The sequence below is a fragment of the Luteolibacter pohnpeiensis genome, assembly GCF_016595435.1.
Classification (GTDB): domain Bacteria; phylum Verrucomicrobiota; class Verrucomicrobiia; order Verrucomicrobiales; family Akkermansiaceae; genus Luteolibacter; species Luteolibacter pohnpeiensis.
Window position 1 is genome coordinate 211,342 of sequence record NZ_JAENIJ010000002.1, and the last position, 22,852, is coordinate 234,193.

General features: G+C 55.2%; 21 protein-coding genes. 11 read left to right on the forward strand and 10 right to left on the reverse strand.

Annotated elements, in window-relative coordinates; all coding sequences use genetic code 11:
• Window positions 1–30: 30 nt before the first annotated feature.
• From JIN85_RS02045 to JIN85_RS02065, 5 genes are all read right to left on the reverse strand, one after another.
• Window positions 31–2,652 carry an Amuc_1098 family type IV pilus outer membrane protein gene (locus tag JIN85_RS02045; RefSeq protein WP_200267103.1) on the reverse strand — a complete coding sequence of 874 codons (2,622 nt, stop codon included), beginning with the start codon at window positions 2,650–2,652 and terminating at the stop codon, window positions 31–33.
• Between the two features lie 61 nt (window positions 2,653–2,713).
• Complete coding sequence (locus JIN85_RS02050) at window positions 2,714–3,766, reverse strand: Amuc_1099 family pilus-like system protein (protein WP_200267105.1); 1,053 nt, start codon at window positions 3,764–3,766, stop codon at window positions 2,714–2,716.
• A gap of 3 nt (window positions 3,767–3,769) precedes the next feature.
• On the reverse strand, window positions 3,770–4,768 hold the full coding sequence (locus JIN85_RS02055) for an Amuc_1100 family pilus-like protein (protein WP_200267107.1): 999 nt from the start codon (window positions 4,766–4,768) through the stop codon (window positions 3,770–3,772).
• Between the two features lie 24 nt (window positions 4,769–4,792).
• On the reverse strand, window positions 4,793–6,634 hold the full coding sequence (gene mul2B / locus JIN85_RS02060) for an Amuc_1101 family PilM-like pilus complex protein (protein ID WP_200267109.1): 1,842 nt from the start codon (window positions 6,632–6,634) through the stop codon (window positions 4,793–4,795).
• Between the two features lie 110 nt (window positions 6,635–6,744).
• Entirely contained in the window at window positions 6,745–7,371 is a 627-nt protein-coding gene (locus tag JIN85_RS02065) for an Amuc_1102 family pilus-like protein (RefSeq protein ID WP_200267111.1), read from the reverse strand.
• A 153-nt stretch (window positions 7,372–7,524) separates the two neighbouring features.
• On the opposite strand from JIN85_RS02065, the gene JIN85_RS02070 reads away from it, so the two are divergent.
• Window positions 7,525–8,238, forward strand: a complete 714-nt coding sequence (locus tag JIN85_RS02070) for a type I 3-dehydroquinate dehydratase (protein ID WP_200267113.1) — start codon at window positions 7,525–7,527, stop codon at window positions 8,236–8,238.
• A gap of 10 nt (window positions 8,239–8,248) precedes the next feature.
• Here the strand turns inward: JIN85_RS02070 and JIN85_RS02075 are convergent, their stop codons facing one another.
• Window positions 8,249–10,249, reverse strand: coding sequence for an ATP-dependent DNA helicase (locus JIN85_RS02075; protein ID WP_200267115.1), 2,001 nt, complete (start codon window positions 10,247–10,249; stop codon window positions 8,249–8,251).
• 113 nt (window positions 10,250–10,362) lie between these two features.
• On the opposite strand from JIN85_RS02075, the gene JIN85_RS02080 reads away from it, so the two are divergent.
• Complete coding sequence (locus JIN85_RS02080; RefSeq protein WP_200267117.1) at window positions 10,363–11,727, forward strand: LptF/LptG family permease; 1,365 nt, start codon at window positions 10,363–10,365, stop codon at window positions 11,725–11,727.
• A 24-nt stretch (window positions 11,728–11,751) separates the two neighbouring features.
• Window positions 11,752–12,477 carry a hypothetical protein gene (locus tag JIN85_RS02085; protein WP_200267119.1) on the forward strand — a complete coding sequence of 242 codons (726 nt, stop codon included), beginning with the start codon at window positions 11,752–11,754 and terminating at the stop codon, window positions 12,475–12,477.
• Here JIN85_RS02085 and JIN85_RS02090 read toward each other — a convergent pair.
• Window positions 12,474–13,028 carry a PqiC family protein gene (locus tag JIN85_RS02090; RefSeq protein ID WP_200267121.1) on the reverse strand — a complete coding sequence of 185 codons (555 nt, stop codon included), beginning with the start codon at window positions 13,026–13,028 and terminating at the stop codon, window positions 12,474–12,476. The genes JIN85_RS02085 and JIN85_RS02090 overlap by 4 nt on opposite strands.
• A 107-nt stretch (window positions 13,029–13,135) precedes the next feature.
• On the opposite strand from JIN85_RS02090, the gene JIN85_RS02095 reads away from it, so the two are divergent.
• The 3 genes from JIN85_RS02095 to thrC all read left to right on the forward strand — a co-directional run bounded on the left by JIN85_RS02095 (window position 13,136) and on the right by thrC (window position 15,881).
• Window positions 13,136–13,522: a Dabb family protein gene (locus JIN85_RS02095; protein WP_200267123.1), complete on the forward strand. Its 387-nt coding sequence runs from the start codon at window positions 13,136–13,138 to the stop codon at window positions 13,520–13,522.
• 84 nt (window positions 13,523–13,606) lie between these two features.
• Window positions 13,607–14,548, forward strand: a complete 942-nt coding sequence (locus JIN85_RS02100) for a homoserine kinase (protein WP_200267125.1) — start codon at window positions 13,607–13,609, stop codon at window positions 14,546–14,548.
• A 28-nt stretch (window positions 14,549–14,576) separates the two neighbouring features.
• Window positions 14,577–15,881 (forward strand): threonine synthase, encoded by a 1,305-nt coding sequence (gene thrC / locus JIN85_RS02105; protein ID WP_200267127.1) that lies wholly within the window; start codon window positions 14,577–14,579, stop codon window positions 15,879–15,881.
• Window positions 15,882–16,100: 219 nt separating this feature from the next.
• Here thrC and JIN85_RS02110 read toward each other — a convergent pair whose 3' ends face one another.
• A complete protein-coding gene (locus JIN85_RS02110) occupies window positions 16,101–18,002 on the reverse strand; it encodes a RecQ family ATP-dependent DNA helicase (RefSeq protein WP_200267129.1) in 1,902 nt (633 codons plus the stop codon).
• 85 nt (window positions 18,003–18,087) lie between these two features.
• Between JIN85_RS02110 and JIN85_RS02115 the strand changes: the two genes are divergently transcribed.
• Window positions 18,088–18,525, forward strand: coding sequence for an AP2/ERF family transcription factor (locus tag JIN85_RS02115; protein ID WP_200267131.1), 438 nt, complete (start codon window positions 18,088–18,090; stop codon window positions 18,523–18,525).
• 45 nt (window positions 18,526–18,570) lie between these two features.
• Entirely contained in the window at window positions 18,571–19,014 is a 444-nt protein-coding gene (locus tag JIN85_RS02120; RefSeq protein ID WP_200267133.1) for a hypothetical protein, read from the forward strand.
• A 96-nt stretch (window positions 19,015–19,110) separates the two neighbouring features.
• On the opposite strand, the gene JIN85_RS02125 is transcribed toward JIN85_RS02120, so the two are convergent.
• The gene (locus JIN85_RS02125; RefSeq protein WP_200267135.1) at window positions 19,111–20,103 is read right to left on the reverse strand and encodes an RNA recognition motif domain-containing protein; all 993 of its coding nucleotides are present in this window, start codon (window positions 20,101–20,103) and stop codon (window positions 19,111–19,113) included.
• Between the two features lie 8 nt (window positions 20,104–20,111).
• Between JIN85_RS02125 and JIN85_RS02130 the strand changes: the two genes are divergently transcribed.
• Window positions 20,112–20,558: a hypothetical protein gene (locus JIN85_RS02130; protein WP_200267137.1), complete on the forward strand. Its 447-nt coding sequence runs from the start codon at window positions 20,112–20,114 to the stop codon at window positions 20,556–20,558.
• Here JIN85_RS02130 and argH read toward each other — a convergent pair.
• Window positions 20,519–21,874, reverse strand: a complete 1,356-nt coding sequence (gene argH, locus JIN85_RS02135; protein WP_200267138.1) for an argininosuccinate lyase — start codon at window positions 21,872–21,874, stop codon at window positions 20,519–20,521. The two genes, JIN85_RS02130 and argH, sit on opposite strands and share 40 nt — an antisense overlap.
• Before the next feature lie 177 nt (window positions 21,875–22,051).
• Here argH and JIN85_RS02140 point away from each other — a divergent pair, with 177 nt between their 5' ends.
• Window positions 22,052–22,495, forward strand: coding sequence for a DUF5069 domain-containing protein (locus JIN85_RS02140; RefSeq protein ID WP_200267139.1), 444 nt, complete (start codon window positions 22,052–22,054; stop codon window positions 22,493–22,495).
• A gap of 99 nt (window positions 22,496–22,594) precedes the next feature.
• Complete coding sequence (locus JIN85_RS02145) at window positions 22,595–22,849, forward strand: FeoA family protein (RefSeq protein ID WP_200267140.1); 255 nt, start codon at window positions 22,595–22,597, stop codon at window positions 22,847–22,849.
• Window positions 22,850–22,852 lie beyond the last annotated feature (3 nt).

Below are 22,852 nucleotides of genomic sequence, written 5' to 3' on the forward strand. Positions count from 1 at the left end.
CCTGTCGTCATGATGAATGAGTGATCCCGATTAAGGATGACCACCAAGAAGGCTACCATCCATGGTATCGGTCGATGCTGGCATTGCAGCCACTTCATCTGCCTTACGGACTGCAGTTCCGGTAGGATCGATGATCTTCGCGGTCACGAAAACGATCAAGTTGCTCTTGATGCGATTCTCAGACTTCGACTGGAACAAGCGACCGACGATTGGAATGTCACCAAAGATAGGCACTTTGTCTTCGACGTGTTGGACATCTTCGCGCATCAGACCACCGACTGCGACGGTGTAGCCGTCGAAAATGGTAAGAGCGGTAGAAACGCGGCGGGACGAGAAGACAGGCATCTCGATCCGGTTGTCCGTGATCGTAACGGTCACAGGCTCACCAAGAACGTTGGAAGATGGCGATTGGATCGGACTTCCGTAGTTGATGAATCCTTCGAACTCAACGATCTCAGGAGCAAAGCGGAGGTCGATCATCAGATCGTTTGCACCGATTGTAGGCTCGATTTCAAGGGTAACACCCGTGTTACGAGTTTCGAAAGCGGTCGGAGTTGCAGGAGTAACTGGGAAGATACCGGAGCTGCTTCCACCCAAGCCAACGGAAGTGGTTCCGCCGGTAGCATCCACACTGTTTGGAAGTTCTGGGGGTTCGTATTCAGTTGGGTAGATAAATTCACGAATGATCTCGATCGTGGCTTTCTCCGTGGAGCGTGCCGTGATCGAAGGAGCAGTCATGAGGTCAGTTCCCTTCTTCTGAGCGAGACCGCGCATGATCATTTGCACTTGCCCGTCTGAGAAAAGACCGGTGAGAGCCATGATACCAGGAGCAGCACTTGAGCTTTCCGAAGTCCGGTTCGGGTTGTTGAGGATCGCATCGATACCGTCGCTGCTGATAGCAGAATCACCGCTGCGAAGACCGCCAGTCACGATATTCGTAACGTTATCAGAGGAACCGCTGATACCGGAAACTGTCGTAAGAAGACCATCCTGAGACCCAACTGCGCTCACGAAATCACTACCAATTTTGGCAGCTCCGTTACCGATCGTTCCGCCACTTGCGAACACGCTGTTAGCGTTCAAGCCGAATGGAGAAACCAGCCAGTCGAAACCGAGTTCATCGGTGTTCTCTTGAGAAATCTCAACAAACTTGGTGGTGATGTTGACTTGCTTAGGACTCTTTTCCGAGTATGCCTCGACAAGTTGCTCAACTTTATCCAATTCGGTGGAGGTGTTGCGGACCACAAGGATACCGGAACCGCTGAGGTTCGCTGAAGTACCATCTGGGAAACTCACTCCGGCCTTTTTCAGGAGCTCTTGGATTGACGGACGAGCTACCAAGCTAGGTTGCCTGTTCGAATTGTCTGCAAATGGATCATCAGCAGCAGCACCGGATCCACCACTATCAACGCCTGCGCTCAGTTTTGCACCGAAATCAGGAGATACCTGGAAGTTACGGGATACGACATCCTCACCTGTGGAGGTAGCAGGAAGAAGAGTGACTGCATAATCGTCAACTTTGATACGGAGCTTCGTCGCATCGCAAATGTACTTCAGCGCCGTAGCGAGAGGAACGTTGGTCAACCGGAGATTTGAAATCCGGAGAGCGCTGCTATCACTGCCACCACCGAGACCGCCAGTTGCACCGGCATCCAAGCCAGCGTCAGCTGCGCCACCCGCACTGGAACCTTGGCGAACCACGAAGTTGATACCTTTTTTGGTAGGATCAAGCTCGGTCGTATCAAGCTCAGCAGCACGTTGACGAAGGAATTCAATCGCTTCGTCAACGGTAGCATCTTCAAAATCAATCTGTGGAATGATGATGCGGCGAAGCTTCTCGTTGATGAGGGCTGAACCGCCACGTGTGTCGATCGGCCCCTGATCGTTGATCAACGTTGGAGCTTGAGCAGGAACCGTGAGTTCCCAAGCTGCATCCACTTGCATCAGAAGCTCTGCGCGGGTCTGATCATAAGCAGCGCGATAATAATCGGTCTTGGTTGCAGCAATCTTCTCCATCCCGCGGCGTGCAGCGGAGTTATATGGATCAATCCGAAGAACATCTTCGTAATTGGCTTTTGCTTCGTCGTATTTGCCAAGGTTGTAGTTACCTTCGGCCATGTAGAGACCTTTGCGTACCTTATCGACGTTTTGAGTGTGCTCGTAGGTCGAAGCAGGATTGGTCCGGATCGGGTCATCGAGATAGTCCAACTCTTGCTTAGCAAGTGCGTTGTTCGGATCGACGCTTGGAGAAAGAACATTCTCAAGAAGTGCACGTGCCTCTGGAAGTTTGCCTTCCTTGCGATTCTTCTGAGCGAGCGCGACACTCGCATCGGTAAGATGTGCGGTATAACTTGCACGACGATCAGCAAGAGTCGGCGCATCTGGAAGGCGATCCAAAGCTTGGCGATATTTATCAACCGCAGTTTGGAAATCTCCTTTGGCGTAGGCTTCGCGGCCCTCAGCAAGCAGGCGATCACCATCCGTGACAGCTTCCTGGCGGCGAATCATTTCCCGCTGGGCAAGACTGCTGTAGCTGGAGGTGCCCGCGTCTTCCCCAGCGTTCGCAATCGAGATGGTGACCGGCATGGAGGATGCGACGGCCATCAACGCGAGGGCGGTGCGACTGGATCGAATCATTGGCGTTTTTTGCATAGTTGGTGGAGGTTTTCTGGCGATGTTTTGAGAATATGGAAAGAGCTTTTTTGAGGATTTATCACTGATTCATCTGAGGCAGCTGCCCTTTAGGAATAACAACAGTCTTTTTCACCCCATCTGATGTGGTGTATTCCACTTCAACTTGTTCAGGTGTAACTGACTTAAGCAGGTAATTTTCAGAAGCTGAACCAGGTGGGAGAGCGAAGGTGGTATTTTCTTCGACCTTAAACTCTTGTCCTTCATTCCCAAGCGCTTCCAGAGTGAAAACCGCGGTGCGATCGTATTGATAATACTTGGCTTCGTCGCGCTCACTGAATTTTGGAATCTCATAAACGAGGCCAGCCTTATTCGGCTTTTGATCTTCAACGCGGATGAAATCAACTTTTTCTTCGCGCTTCGTTTTTTCATTCATCACGTCGCGCGTTTGCACATCGAGGAATTTGAAGCGATTTTTAACCACACCTTCATCATTGAAGAATATGCCACCCGGCTGCACCGCGTTGGTCGCGGTGACCCTCGCCGTTTGCTTGTTGCTATCCTTGTAGTTGAAGGTGCGACCGCCGCTGACATCAAATCCCGGACGGAGAACCCAGGTCACGCTTTCATCGCGGACAAACATCAACTTGGCAACAATCGATGGATAAGAACTAGGATCGGTGGGATCGGTGTGACCTTGATACTCATCCAGGTTCGTGAATCCATCACCGTCGGAGTCGCGCTGAGGCGAATCACCGAAACCTGGATCCAGATTGTAGGTCAGCCACCAGCTGTTCGGAATACCGGCATGAATTTCTTCACTGGTATAAGGATCGACTGGTTTGTTAGGCGCGTTCCGATTGACGTAGAGAGGAATGCCGGTGAAGAAATCGACCTTCCGGCCATTTGCTTCGACCCGTGATTGGGTCAAATCCATGTCCCGGGAAGCAATTGCACCAGGAACCAGCTCTGCGGACGCTACCGCAGGATTGTTATTTCCGGCACCTTTAGGGGTAATATCGAAAGTCTCTTCGACAGATCCGACCTTCATCCAGCCAACGGCTGCCAGGCCGAGTGCGATCACTGCAGCACCGCCAATGGCGGCTTTTTCATAATTTTGAGATAACCAGGACATGGATTACTGTGGGCTTGAAATCGTAGGAAGCTCCTTGGCTGGAAGGAATTGAAGAACGTCGAGACGGATGAAAACATCAAGATTCTCTTTACCGAGGACCTGACTCAAAATGCGCTCAGGACTTGGGGCCGGCGTAGCTGGCGCCGCGGAGTCACCTCCTGCTGCCGGTGCTGCACTATCTCCAGGTGAAGAGAACCCAAATGGATCATCATCTGCAGCTGCAGCACCTGCTGCACCGCCGATGGCTGTTTTTGGAGTTTCGAATTTAGCATCGGTCGACTTCGGCGGCTCGATATTTTCGTTCACCACGCGAATGGTCCGAAGAACGGTGTAGAACTTCTCAGATTTCGACAGTTTGGTGAGGAATTCACGAAGCGATTCTTCCGAACCACTGAATGTGATTTCGAAGGAAAGCGGACGGGAAGTTGCGCCTTTGTCAGCTTCCCACTTACCACCTTCTTCTTCAGGCAGAGGAACACGGAGGAAGTTTACTAAGGCCGTAGGCTTCGATTCAGCCAAAGCTGTGGTCATTTCCGTAGCCGCTTCCAGCTCATAATTTAGGATCCCAGTGGAAGCCTCACGAGGAAGCGTGCCATTGTAGGATTCGAATCCGAGGAAGAATGCATCGGGAACGGTTGCACCATTGTCAGTGAAAGCACTTTTGACGCCCGCGTTGGATGAAATCACCCGGGTGGTCAGCTCTTGAGGAGATATATTCTCAAGGGGCATTGCAGGTCTGAAAGCATCAAACTTTTGCTGCAGCGAAAGGACTTCTTCCCGGTAATCAGCCAAGGCTTTGGTTTTACCGTTGCGGTTTGCCTCACTCGGGTAGAGCGGCAATCTCTCATAGGTAGCAACTTGATCCGCAGAAGCTTGATAAGCTTCGCTTGCTTTCTGGTATTTCGAGGAACCGGCCATTCCCACAGCTACCAGTGCGATCGCCCCAACGAGGGTAGCGCCGCCAAGCACCGCGACAAATTGATTTTCTTTGATCCAACTCATGATGTGGCTTGAAAGGTGTTTTCTTTATTTAATCGCAATCTTGCGAGCAAGGGGTAGGTCGATCTCAAATGGCAGACCGAATTCCGGTCCTTCTCCCGTAACGGCAACCTTGAGGATTTCCTCGTCCTTCAATTCCACCATCTCCTTGTTGAAAGGAGCCATGAAAGTGAACTTGTCAGGCTGAGCGCGAAGGCGAGCTAACAAATCCGAAACAACCGTCTGGCTCTTCGGATTCTCAAGCCAGAAACCGCGCATGCGGATTGCATTGATGGTAGGAGCTTCCGTCTTCTGGTTGCGGCTCTTGCTCTTACTTTTACCTTTGGTAGGCACTTCCACTTGGATATCTGCCAGGCAGCTGGTGCCGTAAGGAACACTGACGAAGTCAGGCTTGACTACGGAACGACCATTGACGCCGCGAGTGTCTTCCGGAATTGGATTGTAGCCAACGAGTGGCTCAAAGTCGGTCACCCAGACCACATCACTTCCGAAGGCCGTCTCGACTTCAGTCAGGAGTTGATACCAGTAAGTATGATCGCGCTCGGCATCGGTATAGGTCGTTGCGATCTTGCGCAAATCGTCCTCTTTCTTGAGAAGGGAATTGATGCTGTTGTTGTAAGGCTCCAGAGACTCTTGAGTTTCCTTCATCGCGTTCGCCTTCTCCTCTGCCTTGTTGGCAGCGAGGTGCTGCATTCCAGCCCAGCCACCAACACCAAGAAGGAGCAGGGCTGCTGCACCGATCAGGAATGGCTTCCGCTTTTGATCCGCACGGGCTTTTTCGATAACCGCAGGAACCAGATCGATATTGATCGAGGATTTGCCAACGCCGCGAAGACCGAGACCAATCAACTCACCCATTTGATGAGCTTCGCCTTTCAGCGCTTCCGCATTGACTCCTTTACCAAAGGAAATCGCTTGCAGAGGATTGAAGAACTCGACTGGCAGGTTCAGTTTTTCCTGCAGGAACTCCAGGGTGTAAGGGAGGCTCGCACCACCGCCGGCGATGATGATTCGCTGCGGAGCACTGCCACCATGTTGACTGCGGTAGTAATTGGTCGTCCGGGTGATTTCCGAAGGAAGTCGGGTAAGAGCATTCCGGATCGTGCCAGCAAGTGCAGCAACGCTTTCATCCAATTGGGCGGTGTGACCACCACCCAGAGCAACCATCCCGTTCGCAACTTTCTGTTGCTCGGCATCATTGAAAGCAACGCCGTATTCCTTGGCAATCGCCGAGGTCACAGCAGCACCACCGACGCTCACGCTGCGGGTGAAAAAGCGCTTACCTTCGATGTAAAGCAGGTTACTGGTTTTGGCTCCAATATCGATCAGCAATACCGTTTCCGCAGGCTCACCATATGAAGCGCGGAATGCATTGTAGATCGCCATCGGCGAAACATCCACTTCAGCAGTGGCCAATCCGCTTTCATTGACCGCATCGTTGATCTCATCCAACGCATCCGCCTTGATCGCGACGATCACGACTTCCTTTTCCACCGGATTGTCGATCAACTCGTAATCCCAGACGACCTCATCAATCGGGAATGGCACGTGTTGCTGAGCTTCGAAAGTCACCAATTGCTCGATGTTATCATCTTGCAAAGGTGGCAGCTTCACAAAGCGAGTGAACACGGACTGACCTGAAATCGCGTAACGAGCCTTGCTCTTGGAGACTTTCAGGCGCTGCGTGAGGTTCGCAATAGCAACGCGGGTTTGTGAAATTCTTGCGGCATCCAGTGCAGGATCCGCGGCGATGGATTCCGAGTCGTAAGACTTCAGGATCAGACTGCCATTTTTCGAAGTATCGAAAACGGCCATGCTGATGCGCTGGGAACCGATGTTTAGGGCGACGGTGGCGTTAGAGTCAGCCATGATAAGGTTGGATATGAGAGAAAAATCTAGAGCTTGAAAGGGATGCGGGCTGATTCCAGACCCGAAGGCGAGGGCTTCGTGAACCGATATCGATTCACGAAAGCAGGCGATTACTTAGTTGTGCTGGCTTCTTCAGCATAACGATCCCACCAGAACATGCTGAACGGGGTCTTGGACTTTGGAAGCAACTGGACCGTATCGCTGCGGGAAATCTTATCGGAAGAAGTGCTCCACCAGCCGACTTTACCCTTGTTGGTTTCCTGCCCGACCACTTCGCCATTGACGAGGACTTCAAAACCCAGGAGCTCCACCGCACTTTTACCACCACGATCCGTGCCAGTAATGCGCTTCAAAGATGCCGGAGAAAGGTAGATGGAAACAAAAATATCCTCTTCCAGAGGGACGTTCACATAATCAACATCCTTTGTCAGCAGCAGGTAGGTGCCGCGTTTTTCTGGATTCGCAATGGCAACATACCACTTCACCGTCAACTTTTCACAAGTGTTGGACGGTGGCGCGGGAGCCATTTTCACATTCAATTTTGCCTCAACTTCGAGCCAGTTCTTTGGCTTGAATGACTTGTTCTTGTTGATCTGCACATCAGGCGATGGAACATCATCAAAAACTGGCTTCTCCACATCAACTTTTGCTTTTTGACCAAGCGCAGTGCCTGAAATCAGGACGAAAGCCGAAGCTGTGGCGGCGGTAGTAAGAATTTTTCTAAGAAAAGACTGCATGCGTTTCAGGTTTCCTGAAACCTAGGAAAACGGGCTTCGGGTTGACCAGAGAAAAGGACTAAGAATGAATAAAAAATAATCGTGGATTTTCAAACAATCCCACGATTTACGCAATCAATTGACGGCCCGGCGATTGGGACTATTGATCTGCGCATGCCAATTTTCCACTCCACCGATTTGATTTCTCCAGGAACTGTCGTAGGGAGTTTCGGATCGGCCAAAGCCTTGGCAAATTGCTCCAAATCCAATGCCGAAGCCTCGTGCGATTTGGCCGAAATCCGCCTGGATTTGCTGATTCAGCAAGGGATTAGACCCACTCGAACGGATTGGGCACACCTTGGGGGCATTCCACTTTTATTCACCGCCAGGCGCGAAGATGAGGGCGGCGCCAACCAGCTCAATGCCGCCTCCCGAATGGAACTTTTGCGCCTCGCATTGCCCGATGTGGCACTGATCGATATCGAAGTTGCCAGCATTTCGGAGATGAAAGATCTGCTGGATGAACTTCGTAAAGAAGCCGTCCCATGGGTTGCCTCTTACCACGATTTCACCCAATTGCCGCCGACAGAGGCGTTGAAAGACGCTCTTGAGAAGGCAGCGGCGGCTGGCGCAGCCGTATTTAAAGCCGCAGCCCGCGTCACTTGTCCGGCCGATTTGGCCCGATTGGCAGATTTCCAGAGCGAAAACCATGGCATTGCCGTCGCCACCATGGGGATGGGTCCCCTCGCCCCCTCGTCGCGTCTGCTCTGCGCACAAAGCGGCAGCGTTTTGAACTACGGGTATTTAGGGGACGCCCCCACCGCACCTGGTCAATGGCCTGCCCAACTTCTGAAACAAGCGATCTCCGCATCTGGCAGCGGTCATTAATGCCCCATCCTCAGCGGATGATTTCGACCGGTGCATCCGGCAATGCCTTCAGAAACATCGATCCATAGCGCTTGGTGACGATCCGGTTGTCCAAAATGCAGACCAACCCGCTATCTTTCCCCGTGCGGATCAAACGCCCGACTCCCTGGCGCAGCTTCAGAATCGCCTCGGGAACCGAATATTCCATGAATGGATTGCCACCCGCCTCCTGAATCGCCTCAAGCCGGGAAGCCGTGAGGGGATGATCCGGAACCGCGAATGGCAGCCGGGTCACCACGACATTGGAAAGTGATTCGCCCGGCACATCGACCCCCGTCCAAAAGCTGTCCGTTCCAAAAAGCACGCTGCTTACATCGGCTCGAAACTCCTCGATCATCCGATGGCGCGGCAGGCCTTCCCCCTGCACCAGCAATCGCCAGCCCTTTTTCTTGAAATAGCCCGCCAGCTTCTGCGCCGCGTCGCGCATGGTCTTATAACTGGTGAAAAGCACGAAGGCACGGCCATCACTCCGCGTCACCGCATCACGAATTCCATCCACCAAAAGCTCTTCATAGCGAGGCGTTCCCGGATCAGGGATGGATTTGTAAATCTTCACCTGCATCTGCCGTTGGTAATCAAATGGACTGCCGATGCTCAACGCACGGGCACTTTCAGCCCCCACCCGACCGCGGAAATACTGAAGCTCCGGATCCCCCACTCCGAGGGTCGCACTAGTCAACACCACGCTCTTCTTTTCCGAAAACAACAGCGGCCGCAAGCGGTTGGCGACGTTCACGGGCGCTCCGTGCAAGCTGTATTGCGTTTCATCGCGGCCTGACTTTTCCACCCAATACACACTGTCGGTTTCGGCCTGATCAAGGAACACACTGACCGCGCCATGAGCTTCGCGCAGCCGCCTGGACGCGTCCTGCAGCTCGGCCTTGGTCGAATCCGATTCGACGTCTGCCGCAAGGAGGTCGATTTGTTGCCACAAATCACGCAACGGTTGAGCCAAGCTGTTCGGCACCATCTCCGGCTCACGGACCCGGCATTCCTTGGCGAAATTGCCGAATTTCGCATGACTTCCAAGCTCATGGAAAAACCGGTCCGAGGCGACAAGCGCATCCTCCACCGCCAACATCGCGGATGCCTTGCGAAACGACTTCAGCAAGCCCTTGCGCGTGCGCGGATGATAAAGCCGCTGCAAATCAAATCGCAGCCCCGCTTGCGAAACCCGCAATCCCAGCTGCACCGCCGCCACTTGCTCAATCGTATGGGCCTCATCCAGCACCGCAAAATCGTTTGGGAACAAAAAGCCGTTCACCTTGCTCCCCTCCTCCACCACCAACTCCTCTTTATTCATCAGGGCAAAGAAAAGAGTGTGATTGACCACCACCAATTTCGCATCGGCCGCAGCCTTCCGGGCTTCCTGGAAAAAACAATTCCCACGCGGCCCGCAGTGACGGGAGGTGCAAAGCGCCGCCTCGCTGCAAACCTGCAACCACACTTTCATCTGTGGCTGGAAATTGAGATCGCTCAAGGTCCCATCGCGGGTGCTCTCCGCCCACTGACGGATCGCATTCAACTCTTCAGTTTCACTGCTGGTGAACAAATCGCCCGCCTGCTCCAGCGCGCGGGCAAGTCGCAGCGGGCACAAATAATTCTGCCGTCCCTTCAACAGCACCGCCGGCAATTCCTCGCCCAAAATCTTGCGCACAATCGGAATATCCTTCCGCACCAACTGTTCCTGCAAATTGATGGTGTGGGTGGAAATCACCCCCTTGCGTCCGGTTTCCAGAGCGAATCTTGCGGCGGGGAGCAAATACGCCAGGCTCTTGCCAACCCCCGTGCCAGCTTCCGCCACCAACGGCGAACCCGATGCAAGTGCCTCGGCCACAGCCACCGCCAGCTCCTGCTGCTGTGGCCGGTATTCGAAGTCACGGGATTTCGCCAATACGCCCTTGGAAGAGAATGCCTCACGCACCGCTTCATTCAGGCCGGGAACCGGCTGCCCTTCCGTGATCGAAATCATTGCCGCTCCATCGCATCCCGCAATCCACCATCTGCCAAGCAGCATCTATCCCGGGCAGCACTTTTCACTTCCCACCGCCCCTTGCGAATCGCCATCCTGACGCACGGCCCTTCATGACGTTTCCCCGCCCCAAATTCCAGCGATACCTCCTGCCGATCGGACTTGCGATTCTTGGAGCGATCGCCTGCATGCTGTTGCTCCCGGCCGAGCAGCAAGCCGTTCGTAGCCAGATCAGCGGATTTCCTGACGCAGATGCAACCAGCCACCTGGCCCGCATCCCGATCCTGGCCGGTCTTTGCTTCCTGCCCGCCGTGGCGGGTATTTGCTACTGTCTCGGCGGAACGCTCGACCGTTACGTGGCACGGCGTTTCTTCAGCATTTTTCTGATCTGCATGAGCGCGCTGCTCATCGTCTGGCTGCTGATCGACTTCCAGGACAACATCGGCGATTTCCTGGAAACCAAAAATCCGGCCAAGACGATGGCGCAATTTTACTCCGCCAGATCGTCCGCCATCGTTCTTTTCCTGATGCCCTATGCGCTGCTGCTTTCGCTGCTCTACAGCCTGGGCCACCTTTCATCGACCCGTGAAATCGTGGCGATGGTCCAGAGCGGGCGTGGCATCATCCGCATCACCGCTCCGCTTATCATTGCCGGACTTTTTGGCACGCTGCTTTGCATTGGCCTGAACTACCAATGGGCCCCCGTGGCCGAAGGCAGCAAAGATAAAATTCTCGATACCGCCTTGGGCAAATCGCCGAAAGAAGCAGCGGACGTTCTCTACTACAATGCCGACAAACGGCGCCTGTGGCTCGTCGGCGCATTCCCGCCGGATTACGAAAAAGGCCAGCCACTGCGTAATGTGGAAATCACCACCACCCGCGCGGACGGGTCATTGAAGACCAGGCTTTCCGCCAAAAATGCGACCTGGCAGCCCGATACCCGAAAGTGGATTTTCAACGGCGCCACCACCACGGAATTTACTCCGGGCGAGCCGCCGATTTTCACCAAATCCGCCGAACCAAAAGTCAAAGCGGGTTGGAAAGAAACCCCATGGCAACTCATCAAACCGGGACTTTCTCCCACCTATCTCGGCGTGCCCGACCTCACCACCTGGCTCTCCGCCAATACGTCGAACAACGTCTCGATCAATCCAGCACCCTATCAAACCCAGTGGCACTACCGCTGGGCTCTCCCATTTACCTGCTTGGTGACGGTGCTGCTCGCCACGCCATTGGCCATTCATTTCTCCCGCCGTGGCCCCGGTGGCAGCGTGTTTGTCGCCGTAGTCCTTTCCGCGTTAATGCTGCTGTTTTCGAACGTTTCTCTGGTTCTGGGGGAAGCCTCAATTCTCCCGCCTGCGTTGGCAGCGTGGCTACCGAACCTGATTTTCGCCTTGATCGGCATCTATCTCTTCCAGCGCCGCATCAACGGCCGCCCGATTTACCAAGCCATCCGCTCTCTGACCGGCACCGATTGAAGTTTTCACCCGTTTCCCACCCCCATGGCACTCGCTGAACCTTGGCACATCCGCTCCAGATCCCGTGAATGCAGCGTGACTCAACGTCGCTTTGTCGACGGGGAAATCATCGTCACCGCCCTGTTCCCGGACCCGGAATCGAGTGGCTACCTGCGCCGCGATTTCTGCACCGATGCCTGGGCTGAATACCCGACCAGCGAAGAAGATCCAAAGCCGTTCTCCTTTTGGCGCACCGCCTACGCCGCCCCGGAAACCGTGGAAAAAGCGGAAGCCATCCGCAAAGACAGCGCCGAGGATATTCTGAAGCGGCTGGTCGAGGAAGACGAGGATTACACCGAAAACACCCGCTACATTCTGGCGATCATGCTGGAGCGCCAGAAGCTCCTGCGCGAAACCGACAGCCAACGAACCCCGAACGGAATCCTCCGGGTCTACGAACATCGCAAAACGGGCGAGGTGCTCATCATCAAAGACCCTGATCTTCCGCTTGATCAAATCGAAGCAGTGCAGGAGGAGGTCATTGTGCTCCTTGAGAACAACGGCCGCCTGCCTGACAAAGAGCCCGCAGCGGAAACGGAAGCTCCCGAAGAAACCCCTGCCCCGCCCAGCGAGGAGACAGTCGCTTTATCGGAAGCTGCGGAAAGCGAAGAGTCCGAGATTGCTGAAGTTTCAGCGGAAACCGTGATCACCGCAACCGCTGAGGAAGCGGTTGAGGGAGAAGCGATCGAGGAAGGTCCGAAACCCGCTTAACGGATCGATTTCGCAATTTCATCCGCCAACCTTCCCAGCAGGCGCGATTCCGCAGCGACCATGGCTTCGTAACCATCCCGCTCCAGCGCTTCGCGATCCGTGAAGGTTTTGGAAGCGACCAAGCGTCGATCCGGCAGGGAATAAACACGCCAGCCAGCCTCCAATACGGCATAACCATCCGCTCCGGCATGAAGTTGGCGGATGTCCAAGGTGACTTGGTTCGACAGACCATCATCTCCTTGCCACGGATAAACCCGGACATTTCCGGTGGAAAGTTTCCGTCCGAGATTGGTCGCCGTCACCCGTGCCACCGATGTCGGCAAATCTCCCGCCCAGCGATGATCTTCGGCGACAGCCAGTGAGTTTTCCGACTCCTGAATCACCAAATTCGGCCGGTCCAGATACTCCGCCACCGTGACGGGGCCGACCCCGATCCCACGCCCTCCGCCCGCTGGCGCAGGGCCTTCCGCCGTGAGCATGTAGAACGACTTCGAGCTACTGGCGCATCCCGAAACCAAAACCAGCAACAATAACGCGAAAAGTCTCCTCATATCGAAAGTGCAGAAATCCGGGAGCCAGTCTCGCTTCCTCAATCACGGATCGCAACCCATTAAAAACCTCGCCCTTCATTTCAAATGCGAGAAACTCCTGCGTCACCATGAAACTTACCCAACTTCTACTCGCCATCACCACCGCCGCCGCTTTCTCATCCTGCGCCACCCCACCCCATGCGGCACCAGGTAGCGTGGATCACGTCGTGCTGATGTGGCAAAAACGCCCGGGGAACACGGATGATCAAAAGACTTTGCTCGAGGCCGCCGAGCCGCTGCGCGAAATTCCTGGCGTGATTTCCATCGATCCCGGCACCGCGCTCGAAAGCCCGCGTGACGTCGTGGATGACTCATTCGACGTTTGTTATGTCGTCCGGTTCGATTCGGAAAAGTCCCTGCGCGACTACGATCAAAACCCGATTCACCAAAAGCAACTCAACGGCGTTCTCAAGCCATTCGTGAACAAGTTCCTCATCTACGATGTAAAGCATTGAGCCCACGCGGGGAAAGCTTGAATCACATCGCATTTCCAGCCCATTCTCCGCGCCCGCCAATCGGCCAACCCATTCCCACAACCCATGTCCGCCAAATCTGAAATCCGCGTTTTCGCCCCGGCTACCGTCGCCAACGTCGCTTGCGGCTATGACGTGCTCGGCTTCGCCATCGATGCTCCGGGCGATGAAATCGTCGTCCGCCACGGAGAAAAACCCGGCCTTCACATCACCAAGATTACTGGGGACGATGGCAAGCTGCCAAAAAATCCGGCGCAAAACACCGCCGGTGTCGCGGCACTGGATCTGCTGAAGCATCTGGGAATGACCGATCGCGGCATCGAGATGGAAATTCATAAGAAAATGCCATTCGGGTCCGGCCTCGGATCATCCGCAGCCTCCGCCGTCGCGGGTGCTTTCGCCGTGAACAAACTGATCGGCGAGCCGCTGACCAAAAACCAGCTATTGCCCTTCGCGATGGCTGGTGAAGCGTCCGCAGACGGCGCTTGGCACGCGGACAACGTCGGCCCTTGCCTGCTCGGTGGCATCGTCTTCATCCGTTCCAACTCGGAGTTGGACGTTGCCCAACTTCCGGCCCCGAAAAACCTCTGGGCTGCCGTCGTTCACCCCGACATTGAGATTCTCACCAAAGTCGCCCGGGAAATTCTGCCAAAAGAGATCCCGCTGGAAAACGCGACCCAGCAAATCGGCAACTTGGGAGGTCTGCTCTGCGGACTCATCCAGGAAGATTACGGCCTGATCTCCCGCTCCATTCACGATGTGATCGCCGAGCCGCGTCGCCAAAAGCTGATCCCGGATTTCTACAAAGCGAAACGCGCTGCGCTCGCCGCCGGCGCGCTTGGCTTTTCCATCTCCGGTGCGGGCCCTTCGGTTTTCGCGCTGTGCGAAGGAGAACAAAGCGCGAAAAAAGTGGCAGATGCCATCTCCGGTATTTTCGCCGCCATCCCGCTCAACAGCCAAGCCTACATCTCCCGCATCAACACCAAAGGGGTGCACGTGATTTCCTGACCCAACCGCAGTCTCCACCGCTACCGCCGTGCTCTACCATTCCACCAACAATCCCTCGCACCAGGTCGGCCTCAAGGAAGCCATCCTGCGCTCCCTGCCGCCAGATAACGGCCTTTACATGCCGGATCAACTGCCGGTCTTGAGTTCGGATTTCTGGACCATTTGGCGCCACCTTTCCTTCCAGGAAATGGGTTTCGCCGTGGCGGATGCGTTCTTTGGCGAAGACGTCCCGGCTGCCGCGCTGCGGGAAATCGTCGAAGGCACCCTGACCTTCGACGCGCCGCTGACGATGCTTGCACCGGGCGATTTCATCCTGGAGCTATTCCACGGACCAACCCTCGCGTTCAAGGACTTCGGAGCGCGATTCATGGCACGGCTGATGGCATGGCTGACCCGCGATGACGATCAGGAGCTGACAGTTCTGGTTGCCACCTCGGGCGATACTGGAGGCGCTGTCGCATCTGCCTTTCACCATGTCCCCGGCACCCGCGTGGTCATTCTCTACCCCAAGGGCAAGGTTTCAGGATTGCAGGAAAAGCAGCTCACCACACTTGGCGGCAACATCACCGCACTTGAAGTCGATGGTTCTTTCGATGATTGCCAGGCGATGGTAAAGTCGGCGTTTTTGGATCAGGATCTGGCCCGAAAGTTCAATCTCACTTCGGCGAACTCTATCAACCTTTCTCGGCTCGTCCCGCAGAGTTTCTACTACATTTATAGTGCTTCCCAGCTCCCAGAAGGAGTCAATCCGGTGTTCGTCGTACCATCGGGAAATTTCGGCAACCTGACGGCTGGACTTCTCGCCGCCCAACTCGGCCTGCCGGTGGAACATTTCATCGCCGCCACCAATCGCAATGATGTCGTCCCGCGCTACCTCCGCAGCGGCAACTACGAGCCTCACCCAAGCATCGCCACCATCTCCAACGCCATGGACGTCGGTTCGCCATCGAACTTCGTTCGCATGCAGGCATTGACCGGAAATTCCTGGGACAACATGAAATCCCGCATCCACGGAGTCTCGTTCAGCGATGAGCAAACCCGTGCTGCGATCCGCGAAGTGAAGTCGATGCATGACTACGAGCTCGACCCACACGGCGCCGTCGCCTGGCTGGCTGCTCGTCAATGGCGGGCAACCCACGCCGGCCACCCAACGCTTTCCCTGGAAACAGCGCATCCGGCGAAATTCATCGATGTCATGGAAACCGAGCTCGGCCCTGGCAGTGTCGAAATCCCGGAGCGCCTTGCCGTCCTCGCCGATCGCGAAAAGTCCGCCATTCCGATTTCGAACGAAGCTGCAGCGCTGCACCAATGGCTGCGCGATACATTGAGCTAACCGATTCCGTTAGCTGACCAATGAAAGCTCCAACTCCAAAACCCCCCGAACCAAACCAAGATAGACCTACCGACTCCCGATGATCCATACACCAGCACAAATATTCTGGTCATCTGGTGCAGATTTCGAAAACCACGACTAGAATTCATCACTGTCTGACCCGACTCATCCTGGCAGGTCTATTCACATCTGGGCGCGAATGCTCAAATCATCGCGCTGCTAAACCGTTTTCGTGATGGCCATCACATCCTCAAACGGCAGGCGATCTAACAATCCGAACGCATCATGTTTCGTCAGTCTTGAGCGCAGTGTCGCCGGGCTGGTCATGCCGCATAAAAAGCGTGCCAGTTGCCGGGGAGTCGCAAGGCCGGCATGCCCTTCGTTGGACAATCCTTGGATTACCTCCAATTCATCCATGCTTATCGCGTGTGGCACGGACCGGTGAACCTTTCGTGCAGGGATTCCACGGCATCGATCACAATGCCCGCAAGACTCCGCCAGCTTTTCGCCGAAATGCTTGGTGAGATATCCCGTCAGGCAGGAGCGGCAGGATGATAGATCCAGCACTTGCTTCAGCCTCGCCAAATCCGCCAATTCACGAGCTTGGAAAAATGCGCTCATCCGCTCGCCTAGCTCCTTCACCTCCACCGCATGCTTGCCCAATTGGAAAGCTTTTCGAACACCGGAAACTTTCAGCGTGCAATCCCCCGCCGCTTCCAAATCACCCAGCATCTTCACGATTTTCTCACGTGGCATTCCTAATGTTTCTACCAGCTCCGTTGGAGTGAAGGTGAGTTGATAGCGGCTCATCACACCACCATCTAACAATGCTTTCACACGTTTGCGTTCGGCGGCTGGTCTTCCTGCCAAAATCTGCTCCTCCGTCCGTAACAATCTGGCGCGATAGGTTGCATAGAATGTTCCGCCAGCCTCGATCACCCGGTCGGTTTCCAAATACGCGAGCACCGTTTCCACCACCACTGCACGGATGTCGCAGGTAATGGATAGATCGTAGACCGAAACGTCAAAAGCATCACCCAATCGCAAAATCCGATCTAACAGATTCGACAACGCCCGCGATGATGGGACATCCGCGTGGATGAAATTTTCCAGCACCGTGAGATCGTCCCCACACGCCAGAAGCTCGCACACCGAGGGTTGCCCGTCGCGACCGGCACGACCGATTTCCTGCGTATAATTTTCCAGACTCTTCGGCAGGTTGTAGTGGATCACTTGCCGGATATCCGACTTATCTATCCCCATGCCAAAGGCGATGGTGGCAACTACGATTCTCGTCGTACCTGCCATGAAAGCTTGTTGGGCATCGAAGCGGAATTCCGCTGGCAGCCCGGCATGATAGGCACGCGCGGCCAAGCCATTCCGGTTCAAGAAAGTCGCAATTTCTTCGGCGGTTTCCTGTCGCGTCACGTAAACGATCGCCGCTCCTTGGGAACTCCGCAGTCGGTCTAACAACAACTCCTTCCTCTCGCCAGCGGCGCAGGGAGTCACCCGCAGATCGAGATTTGAGCGGTGGAAACTGAGTTGGACATGATTCGAGGCGGCGATTTTGAAATGCTTGCGGATTTCACGCGAGACTTTGGGGGTCGCAGTCGCCGTGAGCGCCAAAACACGGGGAATTTTCAGCGCCCGGGCAAGACCGGCCAGCTTCAGGTAATCCGGCCGGAAATTGTGCCCCCACTCGGAGATGCAGTGAGCTTCATCAATCGCCAACAGTGCGATCTGCAATCCTTTCAACCGCTTCCGGAAAGTTTCGTTAGAAAGCCGCTCCGGCGCGACATAGATCAATTTCAGCTCTTCCTTTTGGAGTTTGCGAAAAACTTCGGCCACCTCTGCAGCCCCCAGGGTTGAATCCAGTCTCGCTGCGGAAATCCCACGCCGGGTGAGCGCATCCACCTGGTCCTTCATCAGCGCGATGAGCGGTGATACCACCAGAGTCAGTCCATCTAACAGCAACGCAGGCAGCTGGTAGCATAACGATTTACCGCCTCCGGTTGGAAAAACCGCCAGCACGGAGTTTCCCTCGATCAGGCGTTCGATCACGGCTTCCTGCCCTTCGCGGAAGTGCTCGAATCCAAAATGTTTGGCCAAAATCTCACGCACGCAAAAGAGATTCCAGCGCTATCGGCATCTGAACAAGCAGCATCGTTTGACAAGCTAACAAAACGCCCGGAGTTTGCGACCGACGATGAAAGATACAACCGACACTTTTGCGATCACGCGCATGGACCGCGCGGATTCAAGCACCTTCGGTTGGCAGGTCCGGCTGCAGCGCCATGGGACCCGCTACGCCAAATACTTTGCGGATCGAGGCCACGGCGGATCTGAGCAGTCACTGGATGCCGCAAAAAAGTGGCGTGATGATTTACTCGAAAAGTTCACCGAGGACGACCGGGCCCGTGTTTGCTCGCGCTCCTCGCGGAATTCATCGGGGGTTGTTGGAGTTTCCAAAGTCACGATTCACGGAGCCCAAGGCGTGACCTACCATTTCTGGCAGGCGACCTGGTCCCCTGGCCCGGGCCAGCGCAAGAGCATCCGGTTTTCCGTGAAACGCCACGGCGAAAAGGAGGCGTTCAACCTGGCAGTGCAGGCGCGCCGCAACGGCACCGGAATCAAGAAATCCTGATGATTCAGGCTTGGTAATTTCGCCAGGATTGCCCAACAGTGACGCATGTTCAGCGCCAGCAAGCTTACTCCGGATCAAAAAGACGCTCTCACCCGCTGGGCGGCCGATGGAGCCACCATGTCAGACCTGCAGAAAAACCTGAAGGATGAGTTCGGGATCAGCATCACCTACATGGACACGCGTTTTCTGGTTCTCGATCTCGGCTTGGAGCTCAAGGAAGAGAAAAAGGCCGAAGAGCCTAAGCCTGAAGAACCTGTCGAAGTCGTCGCAACCGGCAAAGTTTCCGTCAGCATGGATCAAATCACTCTTCCAGGCGCATTGGTCAGCGGAAAAGTGACCTTCAGCGATGGGGAAACCGGCATCTGGGTGGTGGATGAAGCCGGCCGGCCGGGCCTCGATACCGACAAGCCTGGCTACCGTCCGAGCCAAGCGGATATCGTGGAATTCCAGACCCAATTGCGCGCGCTGATTCAGAAAAGCGGGCTGTAATTTTAGATTTTTCGGAAACGAAAACAAAATACCCTGCCCCGGAATTTCCGCGGCAGGGTATTGATTTTCAGTAGATTGATCGAATCAAAGAACCGCTTATTCGGCGGATTTCTTTTCCTCTTCAGGTTCTGCAGCAGCTTCTTCGACTGGCGCAGGTGCGGTTTCTTCGACAGGAGCCGCAGGGGGCTCAGCGACGACTTCCGCTTCAGCAGCAGGAGCCGGTGCTTCCACCACATCCTCTGCAGGGCTGACCGTTTCCTCGACCACGAGTTCGGTGGCTGCCACCTCTTCAATAATGGTCGGGATCTCCGCCGGAGCAGGAGCTGCCTTTTCGGCGGCTGGCTTCTTCTCGACTTCGTCTTCCTTGTCTTCGCGATCGTCCTGGCCCTTCGATTTCGCGCCGGAAACCATCATTTTCCGGCCCATGAAAGGCTGGTCATGAAAGACTTCCACCGATCGCTTCGCATCCTCAACGCTGATCATTTCAACGAAGGCATAGCCTTTGGAGCGATGGGTATTGCGGTTGTAGACGATCTCGACGTTGCGAACGGCACCGATTCCCTTGAACAGGTCCTGCAAGTCGCTTTCGCTGACATCATAGGACAAATTGCCAACGTAAACGCGGGCAGACTCGACACTGTTGCGATCACCACCACGGGAACGATTGTTATCGCGGCTGCGGCGCTTTCCGCCGGGGCGGTTTCCAGTGGACTCGGCACGATCTTCACCGCCTTCGGTGCGCAGGTTGCGGGTGTTGGATTTCACCCGTTTTTTACGACCTTCGCCGCTACCAGGTGACTTCACGACATCCGGCCGACGCTCTGGGCGAGGTGGACGGACCGGCTCTTTGTAAAGTCCAATGGCTTTGAGGATTTTCTGCCAAAAAGTCAGCTTGGGAGGGGCGGGTTTCTTACGAGGTCCGCGGGGGGCTTGCGGACGGAATTCCTCCGCACGGGCTGGTCCTTTTTGTGGACCTTGCTCGCCGTTGCGGCGGTTTTGGTTGTTATGGTTTCTTCTGTTTTTACCACCGCGTGAGCGGCGGCGCTTTTTTTCTCCCGGGTTCTGGGAGCCTTGTGTTGCGTTCGACATGTTTTCGCATGGGTCATTGGTTACGAGCGGCCAGGCGCGGCGGGGCGTTCATTCGCCCGGCGGAACTGGCCGACATGGTCCCGACAACCGGCTTTTTGGGTGCCGGGGTGGAAGCCTCGCCATTGCGGAATGGACTTCACCAAGGTCGGGGCCGGTCGGTTTGCACCGCCGCCCGTGAGCGGGTGATTCCGGTTTCCTTGTCGCCCACCGGCTTGCATCCCCACAGGGAAAATCGCACCAAACCAGATGGCACTTGGCCGGCTGCGGACATCAGAGGATTTGGAAAATACCTTCTCGCGGGCGAAGCTACGGCCATTTGTCCCTTTGGCAAGACCGGAGAGAGGATTGTAACGAATTTGTCAATGGATTTGTTCAAATCGTCACACACCCTACCCTCCCAGCAGCCGTCTCTCGATTACGCCAATCGGCTTTTCCAGGCAGAGATTTCCGACTGAACGTTGGAAATCGAAGGCGCGCCCGGGTTGGTCCGGGATGCGAGAGCCCGTTCCAGCGAGAAAATCTCCTTCGCATCGGGGCCATAAGCTGGATCGATCGCCGCCAAATCGAGTTGATCCAGCGGCGTGCCGGTCGCAACAGATTCAGCCACGGCCTTCCCGACCAATTCGTGAGCATGACGGAATGGAACGCCTTTTTTCACCAAGTAGTCTGCCAGGTCTGTTGCCAGCAACATCGGATCCGATGCAGCCGCGCGGCATTTTTCTTCGCGAAGCTCCATCGCGAAAATCATTTCCGTGTTCACGGCCAGCACCAATCGCAGAGTATCGATCGAGTCAAAAAGTGGCGGCTTATCTTCCTGCAGATCGCGATTGTAGGTGAGTGGCAGGCCTTTGACGGCAACCAGGATATTCACCAGATTGCCAGTGAGGCGCCCGGTTTTTCCACGCGTGATCTCGCAAACATCCGGGTTCTTCTTCTGCGGCATCAACGAGGAACCGGTGGTGTGGGCGTCCGATAACAACGCAAAACCAAATTCGCTGCTGCACCAGAGGATCAGATCCTCGCTAAGACGTGAAAGATGAACGCCGCACAGGCTGATGGTGAAAAGCAGCTCGGCGATGTAATCCCGATCCGCGATGGCATCCATCGAGTTGCGGGTCACGCTTTCGAAGCCGAGCTCTTCCGCGATGGCCTGGCGGTCCAGATTGATCGTTGAACCCGCGAGCGCCCCCGAGCCAAGCGGTGATACGTTCAGCCGCTTGCGGCAATCCGCCAGCCGGGACTTATCGCGTTCCAACATTTCCACATAAGCGAGCAAATGGTGGCCCGCCGTCACCGGTTGGCCACGCTGCAAGTGAGTGTAGCCCGGGATTAACGTGGCTGCGTATTTCTCGGTGCGATCCAACAACGCCTTTTGCAGACCGGTGATCATCTCGATCAATAGGCCAATCTCCGTGCGGCAATAGAGCCGGGTATCGGTCGCGACCTGGTCGTTCCGCGAGCGGGCGGTGTGGAGTTTTGCGCCAGCCGGGCCGATCCGCTTGGTCAGCTCTGACTCGATGTTCATGTGGATGTCCTCAAGTGAGGTCCGGAACTCGAACTTACCCGCCACAATATCCGCTTCGATTTCCCGCAGGCCTTTTTCGATCGATGAAAATTCCTCCTCCGTCAGCAAGCCCGCATTCTTTTGTGCACGCGCGTGGGCGATTGAGCCCGCGACATCGTGCGGAAACAGACGCCAGTCATAGGAGATGGACTCACCGAATTGTTCGACGAGCGATGAAGTATCTTGGGAGAATCGGCCTTTCCACATAGGTCACAAAGTTGTTTGAACGGCCCAACCGTGACTGCGATCGCGCTGAATGAAACCAGAAAATTTCAGGGATTTACCCATTCCAGCTATAACAAGTGTTTGCAATCAAACCTGATTGACGCATCAGTCAAAGTCGGTGTGTCGAACCACCATCCAATCCGAAAATCACAAACTATCATGTCACAAATCATCCCACTCATCAGCTCCGGCACCGCCGGTCCACTCGGTGTCCTTCACTTGCCACGCCTCTGGCTCAAAGCTTCGCTCGGCGCAGCAGGCAAACTCCACTCTGACTATCCATCTTGCGGAAATGGTTACGACCAGATGGTCCTCGACGGCCTCGGCATCGACAAAGCTGCTTTCGAAGCCTTCATCGCCGACAAAAAACCAACCTATCCCCAGCTGGAAGCATGGATTCTCGAACAATCCGGTGGCAGCCTCGACAAAGATGCCGTGACCAAGCTCAACGCCGCCATCATCGGCTATCACCACGGTGAAGAAATCCGTAAAGAAATTCTCGGCGCAGCCGGAATCGCGGACGACGGCTCCATCCCTGACGCCATCAACCTCAACAACATCGACGACTGGACCGCATTTCACCAACAAGTGATCGCAGGTTGAGCCGATTGAGCTCATTTCCGGGGGTGCAGCTCAAAAATAAAGAGCTCGCCCCCTTTTTCTTGTTGCAAGTCGGTCTCAACTGGCGACTCTTAACGCCAGATGTCGCACGCAGTGGTCACAGCTCCAAAACCCGAAAGCCGCCTGACGTTGAATCAGGCCCGGGTCGGATCGGACGTTCAGATCCGCATCGTGGATGGACCTGCCTGCCAGCGACTTCGCGATCTTGGATTCTGCGAAAATCTGCAGGTCCGAAAACTGTCAGGCGGCAGGAATCTCATTTGCTCCATCTGCGGCACCCGCCTCGCCATCAGCCGGGAACTTGCCGAACAAGTCCTTGTTGCGCCGGTGGCGTAGTTT

Excerpts from the sequence above, each read along its gene's own strand:
- JIN85_RS02045 (WP_200267103.1), bottom strand. The coding sequence starts at position 2,652 with ATGCAAAAAACGCCAATGATTCGATCCAGTCGCACCGCCCTCGCGTTG.
- JIN85_RS02050 (WP_200267105.1), bottom strand. The coding sequence starts at position 3,766 with ATGTCCTGGTTATCTCAAAATTATGAAAAAGCCGCCATTGGCGGTGCT.
- JIN85_RS02055 (WP_200267107.1), bottom strand. The coding sequence starts at position 4,768 with ATGAGTTGGATCAAAGAAAATCAATTTGTCGCGGTGCTTGGCGGCGCT.
- mul2B (WP_200267109.1), bottom strand. The coding sequence starts at position 6,634 with ATGGCTGACTCTAACGCCACCGTCGCCCTAAACATCGGTTCCCAGCGC.
- JIN85_RS02065 (WP_200267111.1), bottom strand. The coding sequence starts at position 7,371 with ATGCAGTCTTTTCTTAGAAAAATTCTTACTACCGCCGCCACAGCTTCG.
- JIN85_RS02070 (WP_200267113.1), top strand. The coding sequence starts at position 7,525 with ATGCCAATTTTCCACTCCACCGATTTGATTTCTCCAGGAACTGTCGTA.
- JIN85_RS02075 (WP_200267115.1), bottom strand. The coding sequence starts at position 10,249 with ATGATTTCGATCACGGAAGGGCAGCCGGTTCCCGGCCTGAATGAAGCG.
- JIN85_RS02080 (WP_200267117.1), top strand. The coding sequence starts at position 10,363 with ATGACGTTTCCCCGCCCCAAATTCCAGCGATACCTCCTGCCGATCGGA.
- JIN85_RS02085 (WP_200267119.1), top strand. The coding sequence starts at position 11,752 with ATGGCACTCGCTGAACCTTGGCACATCCGCTCCAGATCCCGTGAATGC.
- JIN85_RS02090 (WP_200267121.1), bottom strand. The coding sequence starts at position 13,028 with ATGAGGAGACTTTTCGCGTTATTGTTGCTGGTTTTGGTTTCGGGATGC.
- JIN85_RS02095 (WP_200267123.1), top strand. The coding sequence starts at position 13,136 with ATGAAACTTACCCAACTTCTACTCGCCATCACCACCGCCGCCGCTTTC.
- JIN85_RS02100 (WP_200267125.1), top strand. The coding sequence starts at position 13,607 with ATGTCCGCCAAATCTGAAATCCGCGTTTTCGCCCCGGCTACCGTCGCC.
- JIN85_RS02115 (WP_200267131.1), top strand. The coding sequence starts at position 18,088 with ATGAAAGATACAACCGACACTTTTGCGATCACGCGCATGGACCGCGCG.
- JIN85_RS02120 (WP_200267133.1), top strand. The coding sequence starts at position 18,571 with ATGTTCAGCGCCAGCAAGCTTACTCCGGATCAAAAAGACGCTCTCACC.
- JIN85_RS02125 (WP_200267135.1), bottom strand. The coding sequence starts at position 20,103 with ATGTCGAACGCAACACAAGGCTCCCAGAACCCGGGAGAAAAAAAGCGC.
- JIN85_RS02130 (WP_200267137.1), top strand. The coding sequence starts at position 20,112 with ATGGGTCATTGGTTACGAGCGGCCAGGCGCGGCGGGGCGTTCATTCGC.
- argH (WP_200267138.1), bottom strand. The coding sequence starts at position 21,874 with ATGTGGAAAGGCCGATTCTCCCAAGATACTTCATCGCTCGTCGAACAA.
- JIN85_RS02140 (WP_200267139.1), top strand. The coding sequence starts at position 22,052 with ATGTCACAAATCATCCCACTCATCAGCTCCGGCACCGCCGGTCCACTC.
- JIN85_RS02145 (WP_200267140.1), top strand. The coding sequence starts at position 22,595 with ATGTCGCACGCAGTGGTCACAGCTCCAAAACCCGAAAGCCGCCTGACG.